The sequence below is a fragment of the Klebsiella sp. CB_Kp196 genome (assembly GCF_040061575.1).
Lineage (GTDB): Bacteria > Pseudomonadota > Gammaproteobacteria > Enterobacterales > Enterobacteriaceae > Klebsiella > Klebsiella michiganensis.
On the sequence record NZ_JBEAFH010000006.1, the window covers coordinates 40360 to 62670 of the forward strand.

At 59.3% G+C, this 22311-nt stretch carries 16 protein-coding genes and 1 pseudogene; 5 read left to right on the top strand and 12 right to left on the bottom strand.

What is annotated here, in order from left to right; translation table 11 throughout:
- Window positions 1-2 precede the first annotated feature (2 nt).
- From recD to rppH, 12 genes are all read right to left on the bottom strand, one after another.
- Complete coding sequence (recD, locus tag ABLU87_RS03660) at window positions 3-1838, bottom strand: exodeoxyribonuclease V subunit alpha (protein ID WP_038423517.1); 1836 nt, start codon at window positions 1836-1838, stop codon at window positions 3-5.
- A complete protein-coding gene (gene recB / locus ABLU87_RS03665) occupies window positions 1835-5380 on the bottom strand; it encodes an exodeoxyribonuclease V subunit beta (protein ID WP_122117099.1) in 3546 nt (1181 codons plus the stop codon). The genes recD and recB overlap by 4 nt, the downstream gene beginning before the upstream one ends.
- Entirely contained in the window at window positions 5377-8262 is a 2886-nt protein-coding gene (ptrA, locus tag ABLU87_RS03670; RefSeq protein WP_025107418.1) for a pitrilysin, read from the bottom strand. The genes recB and ptrA overlap by 4 nt, the downstream gene beginning before the upstream one ends.
- Before the next feature lie 127 nt (window positions 8263-8389).
- Complete coding sequence (gene recC / locus ABLU87_RS03675; protein WP_122117098.1) at window positions 8390-11764, bottom strand: exodeoxyribonuclease V subunit gamma; 3375 nt, start codon at window positions 11762-11764, stop codon at window positions 8390-8392.
- A 12-nt stretch (window positions 11765-11776) separates the two neighbouring features.
- Window positions 11777-12100 (bottom strand): prepilin-type N-terminal cleavage/methylation domain-containing protein, encoded by a 324-nt coding sequence (locus tag ABLU87_RS03680; RefSeq protein WP_014226656.1) that lies wholly within the window; start codon window positions 12098-12100, stop codon window positions 11777-11779.
- Window positions 12085-12498: a DUF2509 family protein gene (locus ABLU87_RS03685; RefSeq protein WP_014226657.1), complete on the bottom strand. Its 414-nt coding sequence runs from the start codon at window positions 12496-12498 to the stop codon at window positions 12085-12087. The genes ABLU87_RS03680 and ABLU87_RS03685 overlap by 16 nt, the downstream gene beginning before the upstream one ends.
- On the bottom strand, window positions 12495-13058 hold the full coding sequence (locus tag ABLU87_RS03690; protein ID WP_014226658.1) for a prepilin peptidase-dependent protein: 564 nt from the start codon (window positions 13056-13058) through the stop codon (window positions 12495-12497). Before ABLU87_RS03690 ends, ABLU87_RS03685 begins: the two co-directional genes overlap by 4 nt.
- Window positions 13049-13516, bottom strand: coding sequence for a prepilin peptidase-dependent protein (locus ABLU87_RS03695; RefSeq protein WP_025107415.1), 468 nt, complete (start codon window positions 13514-13516; stop codon window positions 13049-13051). Before ABLU87_RS03695 ends, ABLU87_RS03690 begins: the two co-directional genes overlap by 10 nt.
- A 220-nt stretch (window positions 13517-13736) precedes the next feature.
- Window positions 13737-14531 (bottom strand): thymidylate synthase, encoded by a 795-nt coding sequence (thyA, locus tag ABLU87_RS03700; RefSeq protein WP_004124584.1) that lies wholly within the window; start codon window positions 14529-14531, stop codon window positions 13737-13739.
- Between the two features lie 6 nt (window positions 14532-14537).
- Window positions 14538-15413, bottom strand: a complete 876-nt coding sequence (gene lgt / locus ABLU87_RS03705) for a prolipoprotein diacylglyceryl transferase (RefSeq protein ID WP_014226659.1) — start codon at window positions 15411-15413, stop codon at window positions 14538-14540.
- A 295-nt stretch (window positions 15414-15708) separates the two neighbouring features.
- Entirely contained in the window at window positions 15709-17955 is a 2247-nt protein-coding gene (gene ptsP, locus ABLU87_RS03710; RefSeq protein ID WP_014226660.1) for a phosphoenolpyruvate--protein phosphotransferase, read from the bottom strand.
- 12 nt (window positions 17956-17967) lie between these two features.
- On the bottom strand, window positions 17968-18498 hold the full coding sequence (rppH, locus tag ABLU87_RS03715) for an RNA pyrophosphohydrolase (protein ID WP_004124593.1): 531 nt from the start codon (window positions 18496-18498) through the stop codon (window positions 17968-17970).
- 453 nt (window positions 18499-18951) lie between these two features.
- Between rppH and ABLU87_RS03720 the strand changes: the two are divergent.
- From ABLU87_RS03720 to ABLU87_RS03740, 5 genes and pseudogenes are all read left to right on the top strand, one after another.
- A pseudogene (locus ABLU87_RS03720) lies at window positions 18952-19092 on the top strand (hypothetical protein); the annotation flags it as partial.
- A gap of 88 nt (window positions 19093-19180) precedes the next feature.
- Window positions 19181-19876 (top strand): DNA mismatch repair endonuclease MutH, encoded by a 696-nt coding sequence (gene mutH, locus ABLU87_RS03725; protein WP_014226661.1) that lies wholly within the window; start codon window positions 19181-19183, stop codon window positions 19874-19876.
- A gap of 81 nt (window positions 19877-19957) precedes the next feature.
- The gene (locus tag ABLU87_RS03730) at window positions 19958-20671 is read left to right on the top strand and encodes a TerC family protein (protein WP_004105253.1); all 714 of its coding nucleotides are present in this window, start codon (window positions 19958-19960) and stop codon (window positions 20669-20671) included.
- Between the two features lie 124 nt (window positions 20672-20795).
- Window positions 20796-21014 carry a YgdI/YgdR family lipoprotein gene (locus ABLU87_RS03735; RefSeq protein WP_004105255.1) on the top strand — a complete coding sequence of 73 codons (219 nt, stop codon included), beginning with the start codon at window positions 20796-20798 and terminating at the stop codon, window positions 21012-21014.
- Window positions 21015-21251: 237 nt separating this feature from the next.
- Window positions 21252-22292, top strand: coding sequence for an NADP(H)-dependent aldo-keto reductase (locus tag ABLU87_RS03740; RefSeq protein WP_014226662.1), 1041 nt, complete (start codon window positions 21252-21254; stop codon window positions 22290-22292).
- Window positions 22293-22311 lie beyond the last annotated feature (19 nt).

The following is a 22311-nucleotide window of genomic DNA, read 5'->3' on the forward strand; positions in this document are numbered from 1 at the left end:
CCTTACTGGGCGGAAAAGATATCCGTCAGGCCGCTGCGTCGTTCGGTACGCGCAGCCACCGCCTGAGTCAGCACCTGCTCATCGGCATAGATCGACAGCTGCCGTTTCGCACGCGTAATGGCGGTATAAACCAGCTCGCGGGTTACCAGCGGCACGCTGCGCGAAGGCAGGATCAGCGCCGCGTGATCGAACTCCGATCCCTGCGATTTATGCACCGTCATCGCCCAGGCGGTATCGTGCTCCGGCAGACGACTTGGCTGTACCGACTTGATGCTGCCATCGGGCATCGGGAACCAGACGCGCAGGCCATCGCCTCTTTCCAGCGCGATGCCGATATCGCCGTTAAACAGTCCCAGCGCGCTGTCGTTGCGGGAGATCATCACCGGCCGTCCTTCATACCAGCGCGAATGCCGCGGTAACGCGATCGCCCGCTTGCGGTTCAGCATCTGCTCCAGCTGTTCGTTCACGCCGCTGACCCCATACGGCCCCTCGCGCAGCGCGCACAGCAGCTGGAATTCGCCAAAGGCGGCGATCATCTCTTCGGGCTCAGCCCGCGCGCGCAGCAGCTGCAGGAAGCGGCCGTAGCCCGCCTGCGCCTGATTCAGCATCGCTTCATACTCTTCGGTGGCGCTCAGCGGATACAGGGCGATATCGTCGAACGACTGACGCAGCGTTGCGCGTACCGCGCTGCGCTCGCCGCTGTTCACCGCCCACGCCAGATGGCCGATACCGGAATGGCGACCAAAACGGTAGCTTTTTTGCAGCAGGCACAGGCTGTCGCGCAGCGCACCGGCAACGTTGCCCTCGCCCGCCGGCACCGGCTGGCCGGTCAACCGGGCGAGCTGTGCCGCCCGCGCCGGGGTATAGCCTGCATTAACCCAGGCGCAAATATCCCCCAGCACCGCTCCGGCCTCTACCGACGCCAGCTGATCGCGGTCGCCAAGGAAAATCACCCTTCCGTGCTCAGGCAGCGCGTCGATCAGGCGCGACATCATCGGCAGGTCAATCATTGAGGCTTCATCCACCACCAGCACGTCAAGATGCAGCGGGTTGCCGGCGTGATAGCGCATCCGCTGGCTGCCGGGCTGCGCGCCCAGCAGGCGATGGAGGGTGCTGGCTTCGGTGGGCACCAGCGCCTTTTGTTGGTCGCTGAGAGGGAGGCGGCGCAGCGCCGCGCCGAGGGACTCGGTCAGGCGCGCCGCGGCTTTACCGGTCGGCGCCGCCAGACGAATCCGGCAGCGCGGGCTGGAGAACGTCTGGATCAGCGCGGCCAGCAGTTTAGCGACGGTCGTGGTTTTACCGGTGCCCGGACCGCCGGAAATCACCGAAATCCGTCGGGTCAGGGCGACCGCAGCCGCCACTTTTTGCCAGTCCGTTTCCTCAGCGGGCGGAAACAGCGCGTCGAGCGTCGAAGCCAGCCGGGCTTCATCCACCTCCAGAACCTGATTGGCCTCATTGAAAAAGCGCGCGACGGTTAATTCGTTGCGCCACATGCGGTTGAGGTAAAGCCGTTCGCCGCAGAGGATCATCGGCGTCGGGCGCTCACCGCCGCTGACCGCCTCAGCATCGTTAAGCAGCGGCAGCCAGCCGTCCGGGGCGCCGGTCAGCTCAAGGATCTGCTCACTCAGGCCTGCCGCTTTTGCGCTCAGCAGCTCATCCTCGGCGAGACGCGAAATCGGCAGGCAGACGTGGCCTTCACCGGCATCGCGGCTGAGAATGGCGGCGGTGAGCTTCACCGCCGGATGCGCCTCCTGCGCCACCATGAGCGCAAACTGGACGTCCAGCGGGCGCAGCAGGCGCTGTTCAACCGCCTGCAGTAACAGTTCATCCATGGTCATAGCACAACCTCCTGGGTTTCCCCGGCAAACAGCGCATCGAGGCCGTTAATCAGCGGCAGCGCCGGCCGGGTGGTGAAGATACCCTGCCCGCCGTCCTGCCCGTCCATGCCGCGTAAAAAGAGATAAATAACGCCGCCGAAGTGGCGTTCGTAATCATAATCGGCAATGCGGTGGCGTAAATATCGGTGCAGCGCCAGGCTATAGAGCTGGTACTGCAAATCGTAACGGTGCGAACGCATTGCCTGCCGCATCGCGTCCTGGGTATAGGCCTCGCGATTTTCCCCCAGCCAGTTGGATTTGTAATCCAGCAGGTAATAGCGACCGTTGTGACGAAACACCAGGTCGATAAAGCCTTTCAGCATCCCCCGCACCTGGCGGAAATCGAGCGTTGGGGTATCCACGGAGAGCGGATCGTACTGACGAATCAGCGCATCCAGACGCAGGGGATCCAGCGGCTGTTCGATGGGCAGATAAAACGCCATCTCCACCTGTTTATCGCCTTCGCCCAGCTGATTAAGGGCGATGCCCGCGCCGGGCAGAGGGGTACGCAGCACGCCGTCGAGCCATGCGGTCAGCACCGGGGTCCACTTTTCCTCGAAGCCGTTCAGTTGGAGCCTGGCCGCCATCCAGTCGGCGGGAACCGGCTGGGTAAAATCGAGATCTTCGAACAAACTGTGGAGAAACGTCCCCGGCGACGCGCCGCGGGGGAACTGGTGCGGCGTAAGCTGCGGCTCTTCCGCGACCTCACCGACGCCGGCGGCATCGACATCCAGACGCGGCAGAAGATCCTGCGCCGCGCTGTGTCCATTCTGCTGCAGGCCGGAGTAGCTGGTGACCCGCCAGTCATCGGTCACCGAACGCGCGAGCAAACGGGCTGAAAGCGGCGGTAGCGCCGCCTGCGGAGCCTGCCACGGAGTTGGCGCAGCCGTATCCGGGAGCCGTAGGGCGATCTCCCCGCTGCAGAACGCCTGCAGGCGGGCCATCAGCCCTGCGGCATCCATCGCTTCCCCGCCCTGCAGCAGTCGGCCCAGCGCGCTGTGGTGAAAATCGCTGGCGCCGGGCTTGTCGCTGCGCCGGGTGCTGAGCGGCGCAACGCCAAGGCTGCAGTGCCAGACCGCACGGGTCAGCGCGACGTAAAGCAGGCGCAGATCTTCGGCCAGGCGTTCGGCCTCCGCCAGCTCCATGCTGCCCTCCGCCTGCCCCAGGTCGAGAACGGCGGCAAAGGAGGTTCTGTCGTGATAAAACGCCTGATCCTGTTTACGGAAACGCGCAATAAACGGCAGCCAGACCAGCGGATACTCCAGCCCTTTCGATTTATGGATGGTGACGATCTGCACCAGGTGCTTATCGCTCTCCAGGCGCATCTGCTGGCTGGAGGCGTTGCTATCCGGCTCGGCGATATGCTGCGCCAGCCAGCGCACCAGCGCATGTTCGCTCTCCAGCTGGTTCGCCGCCTCCTGTAGCAGCTCGCTGATATGCAGGATATCGGTCAGGCGCCGCTCGCCGCCGCTGGTCGCCAGCAGGTTTTCGGCAATGCGCCGCGCGGTCATCAGCGCGCGCAGCATCGGCATCACGCCGCGCTGCCGCCAGACTTGCCGGTAGCCGCTAAACTCTTCTACCAGCTCATCCCAGGCCCGTTCGCTCTGGTTGAGGTTTTCAATGTCCTGCGCGTTGAGGCCGAACATTGCGGTTGCCAGCGCGCTGCGCAGGGTATTTTCCCGCTCGGGGGCCAGCACCGCCTGCAGCACCCACAGCAGCTCCTGCGCCTCGGGGGTTTCAAACACGCTATCGCGGTTGGAGAGATAGACGGAGGGAATCGACAGCAGCTGAAGGGCATCGCGAATTAACGACGCCTCCTGACGATTGCGCACCAGCACCGTGATGTCCGAAGCCCGCACGGGTTCAGCTTTTTCACCGCGCCACAGCAGCGCCTTGCCCTGCTGGCCCGCGCTGAGCCAGTCGCGAATTTGCGCCGCGCACAGCTGGGCCATAAACGCCTGGTAATCCCCCGCCCCGACGGCCTCGCCCGACATCAGCCAGATATTCATCGCCGGTACCGCAGCATCATCGACGGTAAAGCGCAGCCCCTGGTTTTTATCGGCCGACTTCACCGGCATAAACGGGATTTCGCGGAACATAAAGGGGTTATCGCTGAGGCTAAACAGGCGATTGACGCTATCAACCATCCCCGGCGCAGAGCGCCAGTTGGTATCGAGCGTATAGTGGGCGGTGACGTCCCCACGCGCTTTCATGTAGGTAAAGATATCCGCGCCGCGGAAGGCGTAAATGGCCTGTTTGGGGTCACCAATCAGCAGCAGCGCGGTGTCTGCCTGGCGCCGCCAGATGCGGCGAAAGATGCGGTACTGCTGCGGGTCGGTATCCTGAAATTCGTCGATCATCGCCACCGGAAAGCGCTGGCGAATCGCGCTGGCCAGCACTTCGCCGCTCTCCCCGCGCAGGGCGTCATCCAGGCGGCTAAGCATATCGTCAAAGCCCAGCTCGCCGCGGCGGCGTTTCTCCCGCGCGACCGCTTCGCGGATTTCAACCATCGCCCTGGCAATCACCAGATCGGTCAAGGTTAACGGTGTCGCCAGCAGCGCTTCTACCGCGCTGAACAGCGGGTGTACCGGCGGCGCACCGTCCGCTTTGGTGCGCTCAAGCAAGAAGGCCTGGGAGAACTTCTCCAGCGCATCCGGAAGCTGGTAGCTGAGGGTCTCTTCCTGGGCCCAGGCGGTCACTTTCTCCAGCCATTTCCCCTGATTGCCGCGATTAAACTTGCGCCGGTCGAGGCCCGAGTTTTCCAGCACCGCCTCAACCTCGCCCACCTGTGCCAGCCACTGCTGCTTCAGCGCGTTGATGCGTTCGATAATTTGCTGATGGCGTTCGGCCAGCGTTTCGTCAGCCGGCGGCGGCGATTTGAGCTGCGGCGCCTCTCCCTGTAGCCAGCGGTCGATGGATTTCAGCAGATCGCGCGGCCCTTTCCACGCTTCGTGGATAACCGCCGCGATGTCACGCGACAGCGGGTAACAGTGGCGACGCCAGAAGTCGGCGCAGGCCTGATAGCGCAGGCGGGATTCATCTTCAATCAGCTGCTGTTCGAACAGCATGCCGGACTCAAAGGCGTTAAGGCTCAGCATCCGCTGGCAGAAGCCGTGAATGGTAAATACCGCCGCTTCGTCCATCTGCCGTTCGGCCAGCAGCAGCGTTTGCGCCGCCTGGGTTTTATCGGCGATTTCCGCCAGCAGCCCGGCGTAGAGAGGATTGTCGGTACTTTCGCGCAGGCAGGCGATACGCAGCTCGTGGATATTGCTGCGAATACGCCCGCGCAGCTCTTCGGTCGCCGCTTCGGTAAAGGTCACTACCAGCAGCTCTTCCACGCTGACCTGGCGGGGAAAGGCGGATTCCCCGCCCAGCCCCAGCAGCAGCCGCAGATAGAGGGCGGCAATGGTAAAGGTTTTTCCTGTGCCCGCAGAGGCTTCTATCAGGCGCTCGCCCGTCAGGGGCAAGCGCAGTGGGTCAAGAGACTCGGCGGTGTCGGTCATTCATTCTCTCGCATCAGGGGTAAGGATTTCTGCAATGCGCTGACGTTCTCCCAGACTTTGCCATCCTGCGGATGCGCGTATTCCGCCTTGCCATTCTGGCTACCGGAAACCTGGGAGAGAATTGCCATGCCCTGCGGATCCACCACCGTCTGATGGAAGAAGTCGGCAAGCTTTTGCGGCGTCAGCAGTTTAATCTGAGCCACTACTTTATCACGTGAATCGAAGCGCATATTACCGCGATCGAAATCTTTGCTCAGCTTCGACGCTTCATCGCCCAGCGTTTGCGGCGCTTCCAGCATCTGACCGATCACCGCCTGCTGAATCTGCGCAAACTCTTCCGGCTTCATTGCCCGCAGTTTGGCTTCCGCCGTGGGGAAGAAGGCCTGGAAACGCTGCCAGAGGTAAGCCGGCTGCTTATCGCTGCTTTGCAGCAGGAAGCCCATCCCCCACTGGCGGCCAACGTTCATCGAGAAGGCGAAGACCGCGTAGCCCAGCTGCTCTTCCGTACGTAGCTGGTTATAGAACCACGGCTGTACGATTTGCCCGAGGAGCGAGCTGGCGGCAGAGCTGGCGTATTCGTCCACGTTCGGCGGCGCGAAGACGGCGGCCAGCGCGGAATCGGTACTGTTGCCCGCTTTTTCAAAAATCGCCAGCTGTTTACGATCGACCAGAACGTCTTTGTTACGGCACCACTCGTTGCCGTCGGCGCCCAGCTGTTTTTGAATCTGCCGCGCCATGGCGGTGGATTGATCGGCGGTAAGATTACCGATGACCATCAGCTCCGGTCGCCCTTTCGCCTTGAGATTATCGCGGTATTCCAGCACCTCTTTCAGGGTGATCGATGGCAGCAGCGCCCGACGCTCTTCGCGCTGGAAGTACGGCACCTGAGAAACCATCTGAATCGGCATGATCGCCTGATCGTAGGCTTTACCTTTATCCGCCGAATCCATCATCTGGGCGTACCAGGATTTAGCCTGCTCCAGCTGCTCTTCGGTTGGCGTATAGCTGAAGTAACCATCGAGCAGGGCGTTAAACAGCTCAGGCAGATGCTGCGTATAGCCGTTGGCGTTAACCATCAGTCCGTTATTCGCGCCGGTAGAGAAGCTTATCCCCCCGACCGCCGCCTGGTTGCTGAGCTGGTCGAGCGCAATGCCCGCCAGATAATCATTGAGCGCAAACATCACCTGCCGGCGGGCGCTGTCCATTGCCTGCGGGTTACGCAGAACCAGCGAAATATCCGCTTTCGGTTCGCTGGCGAAGTACTGGCTCGGCGCGTAAATCACCCGCAGCGTCGGTTCATCTACAATCAGCTGCGGATGCGGGTAAGCCTTGTCGCTTTTGATTAAGCTGAAATCATCCGGAATATAGGGGTTCAGCACCGGCAGCTTGAGGTCGATGGCGCTGGACTTCTGCTGCCAGTCGGCAAAGGTCTGCTCGCTGATTTTATCCACCTGATAGGGCGCATTGACGAAGTAGGCGGTCTTGTTATGCGGCTCTTTCGGGCTGATGTACCAGATGCGGGCGTTTTGCGGCGTCATCATCGCCAGGCGGTCTTCGATCGCCTGCGGATCGTAGCGATCGGCAATGTTGACAACGTCCAGCGTATGCTCGACCGGCACGCGGATCATGGTGTCCGCCAGCCATTCGACGTAATCCATATTGCGGTTGATGGACGGGTAGCGGAAGTCGAGCGCCAGCACGTGGGCCAGCTCATCAAAATAGCGCTTATCGATTCCCTGGCTGCGCAGCAGGTTGAGGTAGCTGAAGATGGCCGCGGTAACTTCATCGCGGTGCGCCAGACCTTTGTCCGTCAGGGTCGCGGATATAGCCAGCACCCCGCTGTTGCCGTTCACCACCGGGTCGGAGTCCGCGCGAATCCCTTCAACCAGCCCCTGCTTTTGCAGCCAGTCTGAGAGCGTACCGGGACTGCGATTACCGATCATATAGGTCACCAGCTCGTCGGTTTTGCTGCGGAACTTGTCGCTATTATTATCAATGCGGAACTCCACGCGCAGCACTTTACGCGGCATCGCCGGAACGTAGTGAATGATGATACCCTTTTGCGCATCGGTCACCACCGGGACGGTAATCTCCGGTTTGCTGATATCGTGGTTCGGCACGCGACCGTAGGTGGCCGCCGCGATGCTCGCCAGCTCCGGCAGAGGCTTGTTGCTGTAGATCACCGCTTTCATCAGGTTGGCGGAATACCAGCTATCGCGAAAGGCGTGCAGGGCATCAAGCACCGGTTTGCCGGGCTTGTCGCTCAGCGTTTCAAGGTTACCGCCGGAAAACTGCGAGCCGGGGTGCGCCGGGTTAATGGTTTCCGCGCTAACCTGCGCCATTCGCATCCCGTCCCGGGTACGCGCCATCGTGAGCTCGGCGTTAACCGCATTACGCTCGCGATCGGCATATTTTTTATCCAGCAGCGGCGCGGCGATGGCGTCGGCCAGGCGATCGACCGCGCCGTCCAGGGCATCGTTTTCCACTTCAAGATAGAAGGCGGTGCGATACGGGGCGGTGCTGGCGTTGTGGCTGCCGCCGTGCATTTTGAGATACTCGGCGAGGCTGTCAGGCTGGGGATACTTTTTCGAGCCCATCAGCGTCATATGCTCCAGGAAGTGGGCCAGCCCCTGATGCTCGGCGGGATCCTGCAGCGATCCCACGGGAACGACCAGCGCCGACAGCGATTTTACCGCCTGGGGATCGGAAACCAGCAGCACTACCATGCCGTTATCGAGGCGGATCGCCTGATATTGACGGGTATCTTTTTCGCTTTTACGGATGGTTTCCTGGATCGGTTGCCATCCGGTGTCTGCCTGACTTAACGGCGCCCAAAGGGCGGCCAGTAAAACAATAACCTTGAACCATAAACTGCGGGGCATTCACGGACCTCATCATTAACAAACCTGGCGCTGCATAATTGGCAGCCTTTATAAACATCAGTCCGTGATTCGTTGCGCATCATAAATGAACTGCCATCCAGTGCGCAATTTTTATACTATTACAATGTTATTCGGACTGATGGAAACGAAACACCGGTAGCAAATAACGCTGCGTTTGCGTCAGGATCTCTTCATAGTATTCCGCTTCCAGCGTGCGCCACAGGCGCTGATACCAGACGTCGGCACCTTCGCCGCTGACCACCATGTTCCCTTCATAAGCCTGAAGAAATTTACTGCGCGCTTTTTGCTGCGTCTCTTCGTCCATTAACATGACATCCTTTTCGGCGTCATAACAGACTTTTAGCCATGCGCCGCCGCTTTCCGGCAGCAGCAGCAGCGGTTTGGACATTCCCTGCAGGTAACCGTCAACCAGATCGTTGAGGTAGCCCTGGGCCTGCTCCTGCGCCAGCGGTGGAAAACGCCACTCGCCCTCTTTGCGCACAAACAGCCGGCTTTCGCCGGTACCGCCGCTAGCACAATAGACAAGATGCTCCAGCCAAAGTTGCATCCCCTGCGCCACGCTTAATAGCGAAGGCCGCCAGCGCAGCAAACCGTCGGATTGTACCTGCTGCAGCCAGCCGGTTATGTTGACTCCGCTGCATTGCAGATCGATTTCCATGCTCTGCCCCGGCTGGCGGCAGGCGATCACCCGTTCGGCCAGATTTTGCATCTCCTGACGCTGGGTCTCCCAGGCCAGTTCGCCGAACGCGCCATAGGGTAGCTCCCCGGCGGCACGGAAGCGGCGATACATTGCCGAGGCATCCTGCTGCTCAATCAGCGTATTGAGCAGCTGCTGGTTCAGCTGATAGCGGCTCAGCCCTTCGAGGGTAAAAGGTTCATCGTCGGGGATCTCGCTCTCCTCCGAGCGGAAATTCACCCGCAGCCGCTGCTGAAAGAACGCGCGCACAGGATGCTGCCAGAAGCGCAGCAGCTGTTCGAACGGTAAGTGATCGATGTCCGGTACCGGTAGCGGCTGGATGAACGCGCCGTGCGCTTCCCCCTGCTGGCTGGCGGCCGCCAGCCATTCCCGGGCATAGCTTTGATCTTCATTAGCCAGAAAATTTGCGGCATCGAAAGGCATGCGGGTATGCAGATGCGTGATGTGCTCTTTGACCCGCCGTTCGCTGGCATCGCAGTCCAGCTCTTCGTCCCCTTCCAGACAGTGGCTCTGGCCGATGTAGTCCGCCAGCTCCTGAACCAGAACGGAGGGATAGCGCTCGCTATTGTCCTGAATGGAACGGCCGATATAGCTGATATAGAGCTTCTGCTCGGCCGACATCAGGGCTTCAAGGAACAGATAGCGGTCGTCGTCGCGACGGCTACGGTCTCCGCGCTGCGGCTTCTGGCTCATTAAATCGAAGCCCAGCGGCGCCAGGGTGCGCGGATAAACGCCGTCGTTCATCCCCAGCAGGCAGACCACCTTGAAAGGAATCGAACGCATCGGCATCAGGGTACAAATGTTAACCGGGCCGGCGAGAAAGCGCTGGCTGATGCGCTGCTGATCGAGCCTCTGGGACAGCTCATCGCGCAGCAAAGAGAGCGGTACCGTTTCGCCATACCGCGCGTCGACGCCGCCGTCAATCACCGCCTGCCACTGCTGTTCTATCAGCGCCAGGGCGGCTTCCGTTTCGCTGTCCGGAAGGAAGAAGTCGTTCAGCAGGTCGCGGCATACCGGCAGCCACTCGGCTAATGGGCGATCCTGGGCCAGCCCGCGGCGCCAGAGATTAAGCTGCATCAGCAGCGATGCCAGGTTGCCCACCAGCTCGGCGATAAGCCCGCTCGACTCATCATAAGGCAGCACCGAGCGCCACTCCCCTTCGCTGCTGTCCATGGCGTAGCCCAACAGCATACGCGTCAGGCCAAAGCGCCAGGTATGCTGGCCGGTAGCCGGGAGATCGAGTTCACGCACGTTGTCGTCATCCATTCCCCAGCGTACGCCGGATTCGTTAACCCACTGGCGCAGGTAGCGTAGCCCCTCTTCGTTAATGTTAAAGCGCGCGGCCAGCACCGGCACATCCAGCAGCGCCAGCACGTCTTCGCTGGCAAAGCGGCTGTCGGGCAGCGAAAGCAGGGTGATAAACGCCTGCAGCGCCGGATGCGATTCGCGGGCCCGCCGGTCGGATATCGCCCACGGCAGCCAGCGCTCGCCGCTGGCGCTGCCGAAGACCGCCTGAATATAGGGGCTGTAGCTATCGATATCCGCCACCATGACGATAATATCGCGCGGCGTGAGCTCGGGATTCTCTTCGAGCATCGCCAGCAGCCGGTCGTGCAGTACCTCAACCTCGCGCTGCGGGCTATGGCAGACATGAATCGTCAGGCTGCGGTCGTCCGCCGCCAGCAACCGCTTGCTGCGGCTGTTGGCAAACTCCTCGGCGCTGCGCCCGGCCACCGCCGCATTACGCAGTTCGAGAATATCCGCCTGAAGATTATGCAGCAGGTTATCCGGCGCGATATCGACAAAGGCGTCCAGCTCTTCATAGCGCTCAAGACCCGCCAGCAGGTAGATATAGTCGCGCCCCAGCTTGCCCCAGGAGGCCAGCAGCGGATTGCCGACATCCTGTTCCCCGGCATCGTTGAATAATCCCGGAGCCTGTTGCGTATCGCGAAACAGGGGCAGCTCTCGCGTCGTTTCGCGGTGGTGGCGGCGCTGGCGGGAGAGCAGCTTTGCCAGAAATGCCGGATCTTTAATGTCGCCCCAGTAGTAGCGGCACGGGTTAGTGAAGAGAACATATACATCGACATGCTTACCCAGCGCCTGGAGCGCCTGCAGGTATACCGGCGGCAGCGCCGAAATCCCGCAGATAAACACCCGCGACGGTAGCCCGGCGGGCGGCTGTTCGGCGGCCTCAAGCGCGCTGATAAAGCGTTGGTATAAATTGGCGCGATGCCACAGCGGCTGGCCCAGCTCAGCGGTATATTCCACCAGCGCTTTCCACAGCGGCGCCTGCCACTCCTGCGCGTCTCCAAGCCCGTCAACGCGCTGGTCGGCCTCCCAGCGCATCAGCCACTCGGGGCGATAAACCAGATACTGATCATAGAGATCCGCCACTCTGGCGGCCAGCTGAAACAGCTTGCGCTTGTCGCTATCGTCGTGCAGATAGTGGCGCAGTAGCGTAAAGGCTTCATCGTTCAGCCGCTGCGGTAGCAGGGTCATGAGTTTCCAGCTCATACTTTGCTTACTGAACGCGCTTTCTCCGGGAATATCTTTTAACACCCGCACGAACATGTCCCAGATAAAACTGGCGGGTAGCGGGAACTCAATGTTGGCCGCAATCCCAAAGCGCTGCGCCAGCGTCATCTGCAGCCACTGCGCCATCCCGGTACTCTGTACCAGCACCATTTCCGGCATAAAAGGGTCATCCAGCCGCTGGCGCTCGACGATAAACTCCATCAAGGCTTCAAGCACATCCAGACGGTTTGAGTGGTACACCCTTAACATATTCGCTCCTGGCTACTGACTGACCGGGCAGTGCAGCCGGGTCATCTGCGCCCGCCTGGCTGCGGGCATCGTGATCGTTACCGTGATGCTGACACATCTTTGCACCGATGTCTGCATGCGGGATACCTGGCGATTCGCGGGAATCACCGGTGGGCTAAGCTGACTGAATCGCCACGCATCGCGCCACAGCTGACGGTACTGGTTGAGCTGCATAAAGCCGTTGGCCAGCCCACGCTGATAGCCCGCCAGCGCGGTCACGGTTGCGATAAGCAAGACTAAAGCCAGCAGCGTTTCGGGCAGGCTAAACCCTCTCTGCCGCCTCAGGGCATCTGGCATAGGCTTGCCTCCTTTAACGGGCAAAAATCGCTCCAGCCGTGAGGCGAAAAGCGGACGCGGTTTTGTTCGATTACGCCTGACTGCCACAGCAGTATGCCGCCGCCATCGCTGCCGCCAATCAGCAATACCGAGGCGTCGCTAAAGACTCGCAGGCAGGCGCGCCAGCCGAGCGCCGCGTTCTGCTGGCAGCTAACCGTTTCCTGAAGCGGCCAGACGAGCCCCTTTCCCCACTGCAGCGCGGAATGCGCATCAGCGGCATCGCCAAGCGCCCGCGTTTCGCTGGCCGTCTGCGCTAACAGCGAACGCTGCTGCTGGTGCAGCCCCTGGAGTAATAGCGTGCCGAGCGCTAACAGCAGCAGCACCATCAGCAGCGAAGAGAGCCCGCGCTGGCGATTCACAGGTTATATCCCGTTACGCCGTATTCCGCCCGCGCGCGGATTTGCGGGTCGGCGACCGAGTGCGCCGCAAGGGTAATCGATAATTCAGGCGCGAAGCCCGCCCTCTCCAGGCGCGTAACCTGAAACGCGGTGACCTGAATCGCCGCCGGGTTGGTCATTTTCTCCCAGCCTTTGCCGCTGCAGGCGCTTGCGCCGCGCAGGGTTTCCAGCGCGCCATCGCGCAGGCGAAACCCGGTGGTATCCGATTCCGATGACGGCGCGCTATTCCAGACGCCATCGCTGTTGCTATCCCAGCTCACCAGCAGGCAATCACCGCCCTCTGCGATATACAGCGCCTGCCCGTAACAGCGGCCGCGGCAGTATCCGGCGCGCTGCAGATGCTTCGCGACGGTGTAGATTCGCTGCCAGAGCTCATTTTCCAGCGACTGCTGCCGGGTCTGGCGAAGCGCGGCCCACTGCAGCGCCGGAAGAAAACGCGCGCTGCCGAGCAGCAGCACGGAGCTGATGGCCATCGCGATCAGCGTTTCCGGCAGGGAAAAGCCGCGCTGTTTTACAGACACGATGCCGTCTCCTCGCCGCGACACAGGCGGATGCGCCCCCAGTGAGAAACGATAATGTTCCAGCCGCCCGCCGCGCTTTGCAGGCGGATATGCCCGGCCCAGGCGGTATTACGCAGGCCATAAAACCCCAGCCCCGGCGTCATCGCGCTGAGCGAAACCTCCGGCCATAGCGGTTGCAGCGTGAAAGCGTCCCTGCGGAGACAGTCGGCCATCGCCCCGCTGGCGCTCAGGCACCAGCCCTCCGCGCTTTGGCCGACGCTTAATACCCTGTCGCGGTTGTGCCAGTTGGCGTCATCGCGTAGCAGCACCAGGTAGTCGCGGACCTGGCAGGCGGTTTGCCACAGGCGCTGCTGCCGTTGCCAGCTCTGCCAGCCGTACAGCCCGCTGGCGCCGAGAATGACGACCACGACCATGGTGAGCAGGGTTTCAATCAGGGTATAGCCATGTTCTCTGTTCATGGGCCAAGTATGCGGAGCATTGAGGCTTTATTCGAACGGTAAAATGCGGGTTTGCGGCGCGCGCCGGAGAGTATTAAAGGCGTTGCAGCGGGTTTCAACAGTGCCGGAAATCTGCTCGCAAAAAAGCGTTCCGTTGGGGGAATAAAGCTGGCCGTCGGCTCGGCTGAGGCATAAAAAAACCGGCGCTCGCAGGCGCCGGTTTTTCGTCGTCACTTCCGGGTTAAATCGCCACTGGCGCTTTAATCCCCGGATGCGGGTCGTAGCCTTCGATTTCGAAGTCTTCAAAACGGTAGTCGAAAATCGATGCCGGCTTACGTTTGATCACCAGCTTCGGCAGCGCCCGCGGTTCGCGGCTCAGCTGCAGATGCGTCTGCTCCATGTGGTTGCTGTACAGGTGCGTATCGCCGCCGGTCCAGACAAAATCGCCCACTTCGAGGTCGCACTGCTGCGCCACCATATGCACCAGCAGCGCGTAGCTGGCGATATTGAACGGCAGGCCGAGGAATACGTCGCACGAGCGCTGATAGAGCTGGCAGGAGAGCTTGCCGTCGGCGACGTAGAACTGGAAGAACGCGTGGCACGGGGCCAGCGCCATTTTGTTCAGCTCGCCGACGTTCCATGCCGAGACGATAATCCGGCGAGAATCCGGGTCGTTTTTCAGCTGTTCCATCACCGTGCTGATCTGGTCGATATGACGGCCGTCTGGCGCGGGCCAGGAGCGCCACTGCTTGCCGTAAACCGGCCCCAGATCGCCGTTTTCATCCGCCCATTCGTCCCAGATAGTGACGTTGTTTTCGTGCAGATACGCCACGTTGGTGTCACCCTGCAGGAACCACAGCAGTTCATGGATGATGGAGCGTAAATGACAGCGCTTGGTCGTCACCAACGGGAATCCTTCCTGCAGGTTAAAACGCATCTGGTGACCGAAGATGGAGACGGTGCCGGTACCGGTGCGGTCATTTTTTTGCGTGCCCTCATCGAGCACTTTCTGCATCAAATCAAGATACTGTTTCATGGTTCCTCAAGAATTTTGTTGCTGCGGACGACAACGGTACGCCCAGACCATCATGATGATACCCGCAAGCACCATCGGAATCGAAAGAATCTGCCCCATGCTGATGTACTGTACCCAGCCGCCGGTAAACTGGGCATCGGGCTGACGGAAGAACTCCACGATGATGCGGAACAGACCGTAGCCAATGAGGAACAGGCCGGAAACCGAACCGGCCGGACGCGGCTTGCGGATAAACAGGTTCAGTATCAGGAACAGCACGACGCCTTCCAGCGCCAGCTCATAGAGCTGCGAAGCATGACGCGGCAGCGCGCCGTAGGTATCAAACAGCGATTGCCACTCAGGATGCGACGGCAGCAGCGCCAGATCTTCCGCCCGAGAGCCGGGGAAAATCATGGTGTAGTGGAAGTTCGGATCGACGCGGCCCCACAGTTCACCGTTGATAAAGTTGCCCAGACGCCCGGCGCCGAGGCCAAACGGAATCAGCGGCGCAATGAAGTCGGAAACCTGGAAGAAGGTGCGCTTCGTGCGTTTGGCGAAAATGATCATCACCAGAATCACGCCGATCAGACCGCCGTGGAAGGACATACCGCCGTCCCAGACGCGGAACAGATAGAGCGGATCGTCGAGGAACACCGGCAGGTTGTAGAAGAAGACATAGCCAAGACGCCCGCCGAGGAAAACCCCGAGGAAGCCGGCGTACAGCAGGTTTTCAACTTCGTTTTTTGTCCAACCGCTGCCCGGACGATTGGCCCGACGGGTGGCCAACCACATCGCAAAAACAAACCCAACCAGGTACATCAGACCGTACCAGTGGAGGGAGACCGGTCCAATGGAAAAAATTACCGGATCAAACTCCGGAAAATGCAGGTAGCCACTATTCATCTGTCACCATAAACACTTGTTATTCCGCCGAAAGTGGACAGCGGGGATCGTTCGCGCGCGTCAGAAACGGGCGCTCCAAAGGCTGCGAATGATAGCATAAGCGCGAAGGGCGATCCGCGCCGGACATGTAAAAGATATGTATACGAATGCGAATTCGCGGCTGAGCATTCCCGGAGGCGGCGCGCTGCGCCTGTCCGGGCTACCCAACCCTCAGGCCGCCCGAACCTCGTCAGCGTTGTCCCGGATCACGGCTAACGCCTTACCCGGGCAACAAATTCATGAACCGTAGCCCGTGCTAGCGGCCGCCGCGAATCAGGCCGCCGAGTCCGCGTCGCTCCATAAAAGCCGCGACCTGATGGCGCACTTCGGCGGTCATCTGCGCTTCCAGGCTACGCTGGGAAAGCTCCTGGGCTTCATTGATATCGATGCGCCGCAGCAAATACTTCACTCTCGCCACCGAACGACCGTTCATCGACAGATGACGATAGCCCATACCAATCAGGATCGTCACGCACATCGGATCGCCCGCCATTTCGCCACACAGGCGCAGGTCGATACCAAAACGCTCGGCGTCGCGGGCAATCATCGCCAGCGCCCGCAGTACCCCCGGATGCAGGCTGTCATACATACTCGCGACCCGGGTGTTGTTGCGATCCACCGCCAGAATGTACTGGGTCAGATCGTTGGTGCCAACGGAGATAAAATCAACGCGGTTCGCCAGCTGCGGCAGCATAAAGACCATCGACGGCACTTCCAGCATCACGCCAAGACGCGGGCGGGGAATGGCGTAGCCGATCATCTCTTCCACTTCGCGGCTGGCGCGATCGATCAGGCGACGAGCCTCATCCACTTCATCCAGGCTGGTGACCATCGGTAGCAGGATGCTGAGGTTTCCGGTTGCCGCGTTGGCCCGCAGCATCGCGCGGACCTGTACCAGAAAGATCTCCGGCTGATCGAGCGTGATCCGAATACCGCGCCAGCCAAGGCACGGATTCTCTTCGCTGATCGGCATATACGGCAGCTGTTTATCCGCGCCGATGTCCAGCGTGCGCAGCGTCACCGATTTCTCGTTGAACATCTGCAGCATGCCCTGATACTGGGCAACCTGCTCCTCTTCGGAAGGGAAGCCGCTTTGCAGCATAAAGGGGATTTCGGTACGGTAAAGGCCAATACCGTCGACGAAATTGCCGAGTTTTTCTTCATGCTCGGGGCTCAGGCCCGCGTTGAGCATGACTTTTACCCGCTCGCCGCTTTTCAGTTCGGAAGCGCGTTCAAGATCGTCCTCGGCCAGGCGGCTAAGCTCGTTCTCTTCGCTGATCAGGCGCTGATACTCTTGCAGCAGCACCGGCTCGGGATCGACCAGCAGCTCGCCGCGATAGCCGTCGACAATCAGCGTATGGCCGTGCAGCAGCGAAGGCTGAATATCCGCCCCCATCACCGTCGGAATGCCCAGCGCGCGCACCATAATCGCGGCGTGGGAGTTCGCCGCGCCATCGCGCACCACCACGCCGGCTAAACGATCCTGAGGAACCTCCGCTAAGGTGGTGGCCGACAGTTCATCCGCCACCAGCACGATGCGCTCCGGCCAGGTATTGGGCCCCTGGATACTGTCATCGAGATGGAAAAGCAGCCGCTGGCCCAGCGTGCGCAGATCGCCCGCGCGCTCTTTCAGGTAGCCGTCGCTGAGCGCGGCAAACTGTTCGGCGAATTTCTCGATGATCTTCTTCACCGCCCATTCGGCCACCGCGCCTTTATCCACTTCAGCGAACAGCTCGCGGCGCAGGCGCGCGTCGGAAAGCAGGTGCGAATAGAGGTCAAAGATGGCCGCCGTCTCTTTCTGCGCGCCGGCAGCGTAGCGTTTGCTGTAGCGGCGAAACTCATTCGCCGCCTCTTCCAGCGCGCCGGTCAGCCGCTCGCGCTCGGAAGCGGTATCGAGCGTCGAGGCTTCATAAACCTGCTCCATCAGCGGCAGGCTGACGTCCATCCAGCCTTCGGCAATCGCCACGCCTGACGAGGCGGGCAGCGCGCGGATGCGGGTCTGACGATATTGACCAAACAGCGCGTTCAGCTGGGATTGAGAGAGAATGCCGGCGATTTGCGTGGCCAGGGTGACCAGGAAGGACTCTTCGCTTTCGTCAAACTGGCGCAGTTCGCGCTGCTGCACAACCAGCACGCCGAGCAGCTGACGCCGCTGGATAATCGGCACGCCGAGGAAGGCGCGAAAGCGGCCCTCTTTGACCGCGGGAATATATTTAAAGCTGGGGTGCTTTTGCGCGTCGGCGAGGTTAATGGGTTCGGCCAGGCGGCCAACCAGGCCCACGAGGCCTTCGTCAAAAGCGAGCGCAACGATGCGCCCGCGCGGCTTTTTCAACCCGCGCGTCGCCATCAGGTAATAACAGCGTCGGTCATTGTCAGCCAGATAAACCGAACAGACTTCCGTCTCCATCGCGGCGCAGATATCGGTGACCAGGATATCCAGCGCCTCGTTTAAACGCGGCGCACTCGCGACCTTCTCGACTATTTCTCGCAACCGAGTGAGCATAATGTGCGTGGCTTAACCTCTTTTACGTCGATATGCAGGCGCGCTTTGCGGCTTAGGCGTGCTTTCCGCCAGCGCCATGGTGACGCTGGCAAACTCTTTCATCACCCTGCGGTATACGTCGCGCTTAAACGACACCACCTGACGCACCGGGTACCAGTAGCTTACCCATCGCCAGCCATCAAACTCAGGTGTACTGCTGGTTTGCATATTGACATCCGCATCGCTGCCGATCAATTGCAGGAGAAACCACTTCTGTTTCTGGCCGATACATACCGGCTTTGTGTCCCAACGCACCAAACGTTTAGGCAATTTGTAACGCAACCAGTTACGGGTTGAAGCAAGGATCCGCACATCTTTACGGCTTAGCCCAACTTCTTCGAACAATTCCCGATACATCGCCTGCTCTGCTGATTCCCCTGGATTTATGCCCCCTTGCGGGAACTGCCACGAGTGCTGACCATAGCGCCTGGCCCACATAACCTGGCCCTGGCGATTACAGATTACAATACCGACATTTGGGCGGTAGCCATCGTCATCAATCACCGGACTACCTCAAAATAAGCTTCAATGTGAATGATTGTTTCACACTCGTTGGAAACGGTAAACCACTCTGTGAGGGGGATGAGATCGAATAACATTTGAATAACTCACAGTAATACCCGGAGTTATAAACAGCGAAAGCCATACCCGGACGATTTTATTCACTTTTTCTGTGGATAGAGTTGTGAAGAAGTACGGAATTAACCAGGGAAAACCCGGAATCATCCGAACAGCGTAGCGATAGCACCTGATTATAATGACCTAATTTTCATAAAGTTAGCATGTTAAAATTTCATAATTCACAGTATAACGTGACGATCATCACATAAGAGATCCTGGAACTGATGAAAGATCGAGCAATGTTGGTTTTATCCACAGATTACGCATGTGCTCTGGGCATATTTTGTCTAAAAACTCGATTTTCATCTCACGTCAAGGCTGTAAATGGAAACAGTAGTGGGGCTTTTCCCCAGTTATCCCATTTTTCTGTGGATAACAGGGTGTAAGATCCTGTTCATTGTCGGTGACCAGTTCTGGAAAACCCGGTTTCACCATTTTCACCGTGGCAAAAAATCGCAAAAAAAACCATATGAATCATCAAATTGTCATACTTACTCAAGAAAAGGTAAACTCTATCCACAACGGATGAAATTACTGCTCACTTTTTAGCCAGAGGTTTTACGCTATGCCGACCATCGCGCCGCTCTTATCCCCCCCGCAAAGCCAGGAGCAGCTTCTGGCCCAGGCGCAGCAGCTGGCAGGCTATTCGCTGGGGGAGCTGGCCCAGCTTGCCGGGATTCCGATTCCGCGCGATTTAAAACGTGATAAAGGCTGGATCGGCATCCTGCTGGAGATATGGCTTGGCGCCAGCGCAGGCAGCAAGCCGGAGCAGGATTTCGCCGCCCTCGGCGTCGAGCTGAAAACCATCCCCATCGATTCATCAGGTCGCCCGCTGGAAACCACCTTTGTCTGCGTCGCGCCGCTGACCGGCAACAGCGGCGTCACCTGGGAGAGCAGCCACGTGCGTCATAAGCTCAAGCGGGTACTGTGGGTACCGGTAGAGGGCGATCGCGCGATTCCTTTGGCCGAACGCCGCGTCGGCGCACCGCTGCTGTGGAGCCCCAGCGAAGAAGAAGATCGCCAGCTGCGTATGGATTGGGAAGAGCTGATGGATTTGATCGTCCTCGGCCAGGTCGAGCGCATCACCGCCCGCCACGGCGAAGTGCTGCAGCTGCGCCCGAAAGCGGCAAACAGCAAAGCGCTGACCGAGGCGGTAGGCGCCCGCGGCGAACCGATCCTCACCCTACCGCGCGGTTTCTATCTGAAGAAAAACTTTACCGCCGCCCTGCTCGCCCGCCATTTCCTTCTCTCCTCGAAATAACGGCCTGGAGATGATTAATTTTTTGTTCTGCCGTGGCGGTTGCATATAATCGCATCTTTCTATTTTGCAGGACTTTGAACGATGTTATTTGCATGGGTAACCGATCCTAACGCCTGGCTGGCGCTTGGTACGCTGACGCTGCTGGAGATAGTGCTCGGGATCGATAATATTATTTTCCTCTCTCTGGTGGTGGCAAAACTGCCCACAGCGCAACGGGCCCACGCCCGCCGTATTGGGCTGATGGGGGCGATGATCATGCGTCTGGCGCTGCTGGCGTCAATCGCGTGGGTCGTCAAGCTCACTAATCCTCTCTTTACCGTGCTAGGCCAGGAGATCTCGTTTCGCGATCTGATCCTCCTGCTGGGCGGGCTGTTCCTGATCTGGAAGGCGAGTAAAGAAATTCACGAATCCATTGAAGGCGAAGAAGAAGGGCTGAAAACCAACGTCCATTCATTTATGGGCGCCATCGTGCAGATTATGCTGCTGGATATTATTTTCAGCCTCGATTCGGTGATCACCGCCGTCGGGCTGTCGGACCATCTGTTTATTATGATGGCGGCAGTGGTAATCGCGGTGCTGGTGATGATGGTTGCCGCCCGTTCGATAGGCGATTTTGTTGACCGCCATCCTTCGGTGAAAATGCTGGCGCTGTCGTTTTTGATCCTCGTCGGCTTTACGCTGATGCTCGAAAGTTTCGACGTGCACGTGCCGAAAGGCTACATCTATTTCGCGATGTTCTTTTCGATTGCGGTTGAAAGTCTCAACCTGCTGCGCAATAAAAAAAATCCGCTGTAGCCCGCTAAAACGCAGCCCTGAAACGGGCTGCAATTCTTTTTTAAGACTTAACTGCTTTTTATGTCTCACAAATCAGGCTATTAATATACTGGTACGAGGTGCGGCTATAATAGGGGTGATAGCGATGAAAAAATGGGCAGTATTGATTTCCGCCGTAGGACTGGCGTTCTCGGTTTCCGGTTGCAGCAGCGATTACGTCATGGCAACCAAAGATGGTCGCATGATTCTGACCGACGGCAAACCCGCCATAGACGACGACACCGGCCTTATCAGCTACGAAGATCAGCAGGGTAATAAAATGCAGATCAATCGTGACGACGTTTCGCAGATTATTAAACGTTAAGTCCCGCCGTCAGGTCGCGATTTAGCGTTTTATCGCACCGTTGAGCAGCGTTCTTTATTCTTCAGCATTCAGAGAAAAGTCGGGATAAACCTGATCTGTCCGCGAGGATTCATCAGGCCGGATTCCGTCAGCCCGGCTTTTTTGATTTTTTTACTTCCCCTTTTTCTCCCCCTCTGCCATTTTTATATTCCTTTGTCGGGGAACGCCTGACCTTGTTGATAAAAAAGGAAGCCGGCTATGCAGTATCACCGTATCCCACACAGTTCTCTTGAAATCAGCACGCTGGGGCTGGGCACAATGACGTTTGGTGAGCAGAATAGCGAGGCAGACGCGCACGAGCAGCTCGATTACGCGGTGAGTCAGGGCATTAACCTGATTGACGTCGCGGAAATGTATCCCGTCCCGCCGCGCCCGGAAACCCAGGGCCTGACGGAAACCTACGTCGGTAACTGGCTGGCGAAGCGCGGCAATCGCGAAAAGCTGATTATCGCCTCTAAAGTGAGCGGCCCTGCCCGCAATAACGACAGCAGCATTCGTCCTGACCACAAGCTGGATCGTAAAAATATCCGCGAGGCGCTGCACGACAGCCTGAAGCGCCTGCAGACCGATTATCTCGACCTCTATCAGGTACACTGGCCGCAGCGCCCGACCAACTGTTTCGGCAAGCTGGGCTACACCTGGGCCGATTCCGCCCCGGTCGTCACCCTGCTGGATACGCTGGACGCGCTGGCCGAATTCCAGCGCGCCGGCAAGATTCGCTATATCGGGGTCTCTAACGAAACGGCGTTTGGCGTGATGCGCTATCTTCATCTGGCGGACAAGCACGACCTGCCGCGCATCGTGACGATCCAGAACCCGTACAGCCTGGTGAACCGCAGCTTTGAAGTGGGCCTGGCGGAAGTTAGCCAGTATGAAGGCGTGGAGCTGCTGGCCTATTCCTGCCTGGCGTTCGGCACGCTGACCGGGAAATACCTCAACGGCGCAAAACCAGCAGGCGCACGCAATACGCTGTTCAGCCGTTTTACGCGCTACAGCGGCGAGCAGACGCAAAAAGCGGTGGCGGCCTATGTCGATATCGCGAAGCGGCACAACCTTGACCCGGCGCAGATGGCGCTGGCCTTCGTACGTCGTCAGCCGTTTGTCGCCAGCACCCTGCTGGGCGCGACCACCATGGAGCAGCTGAAAACCAACGTCGAAAGCCTGCATCTGGAGCTGAGCGCAGAGGTTTTAGCCGAGATTGAAGCGGTGCATCAGGTTTATACCTACCCGGCACCGTAAGGCCGTAAAAGCTCCCGGA

Excerpts from the sequence above, each read along its gene's own strand:
- ABLU87_RS03735 (WP_004105255.1), top strand. The coding sequence starts at position 20,796 with ATGAAAAAATGGGCAGTATTGATTTCCGCCGTAGGACTGGCGTTCTCG.
- ABLU87_RS03680 (WP_014226656.1), bottom strand. The coding sequence starts at position 12,100 with ATGCCAGATGCCCTGAGGCGGCAGAGAGGGTTTAGCCTGCCCGAAACG.
- ptrA (WP_025107418.1), bottom strand. The coding sequence starts at position 8,262 with ATGCCCCGCAGTTTATGGTTCAAGGTTATTGTTTTACTGGCCGCCCTT.
- thyA (WP_004124584.1), bottom strand. The coding sequence starts at position 14,531 with ATGAAACAGTATCTTGATTTGATGCAGAAAGTGCTCGATGAGGGCACG.
- ptsP (WP_014226660.1), bottom strand. The coding sequence starts at position 17,955 with ATGCTCACTCGGTTGCGAGAAATAGTCGAGAAGGTCGCGAGTGCGCCG.
- ABLU87_RS03740 (WP_014226662.1), top strand. The coding sequence starts at position 21,252 with ATGCAGTATCACCGTATCCCACACAGTTCTCTTGAAATCAGCACGCTG.
- lgt (WP_014226659.1), bottom strand. The coding sequence starts at position 15,413 with ATGAATAGTGGCTACCTGCATTTTCCGGAGTTTGATCCGGTAATTTTT.
- recD (WP_038423517.1), bottom strand. The coding sequence starts at position 1,838 with ATGACCATGGATGAACTGTTACTGCAGGCGGTTGAACAGCGCCTGCTG.
- recC (WP_122117098.1), bottom strand. The coding sequence starts at position 11,764 with ATGTTAAGGGTGTACCACTCAAACCGTCTGGATGTGCTTGAAGCCTTG.
- mutH (WP_014226661.1), top strand. The coding sequence starts at position 19,181 with ATGCCGACCATCGCGCCGCTCTTATCCCCCCCGCAAAGCCAGGAGCAG.
- ABLU87_RS03730 (WP_004105253.1), top strand. The coding sequence starts at position 19,958 with ATGTTATTTGCATGGGTAACCGATCCTAACGCCTGGCTGGCGCTTGGT.
- recB (WP_122117099.1), bottom strand. The coding sequence starts at position 5,380 with ATGACCGACACCGCCGAGTCTCTTGACCCACTGCGCTTGCCCCTGACG.
- ABLU87_RS03695 (WP_025107415.1), bottom strand. The coding sequence starts at position 13,516 with ATGAACAGAGAACATGGCTATACCCTGATTGAAACCCTGCTCACCATG.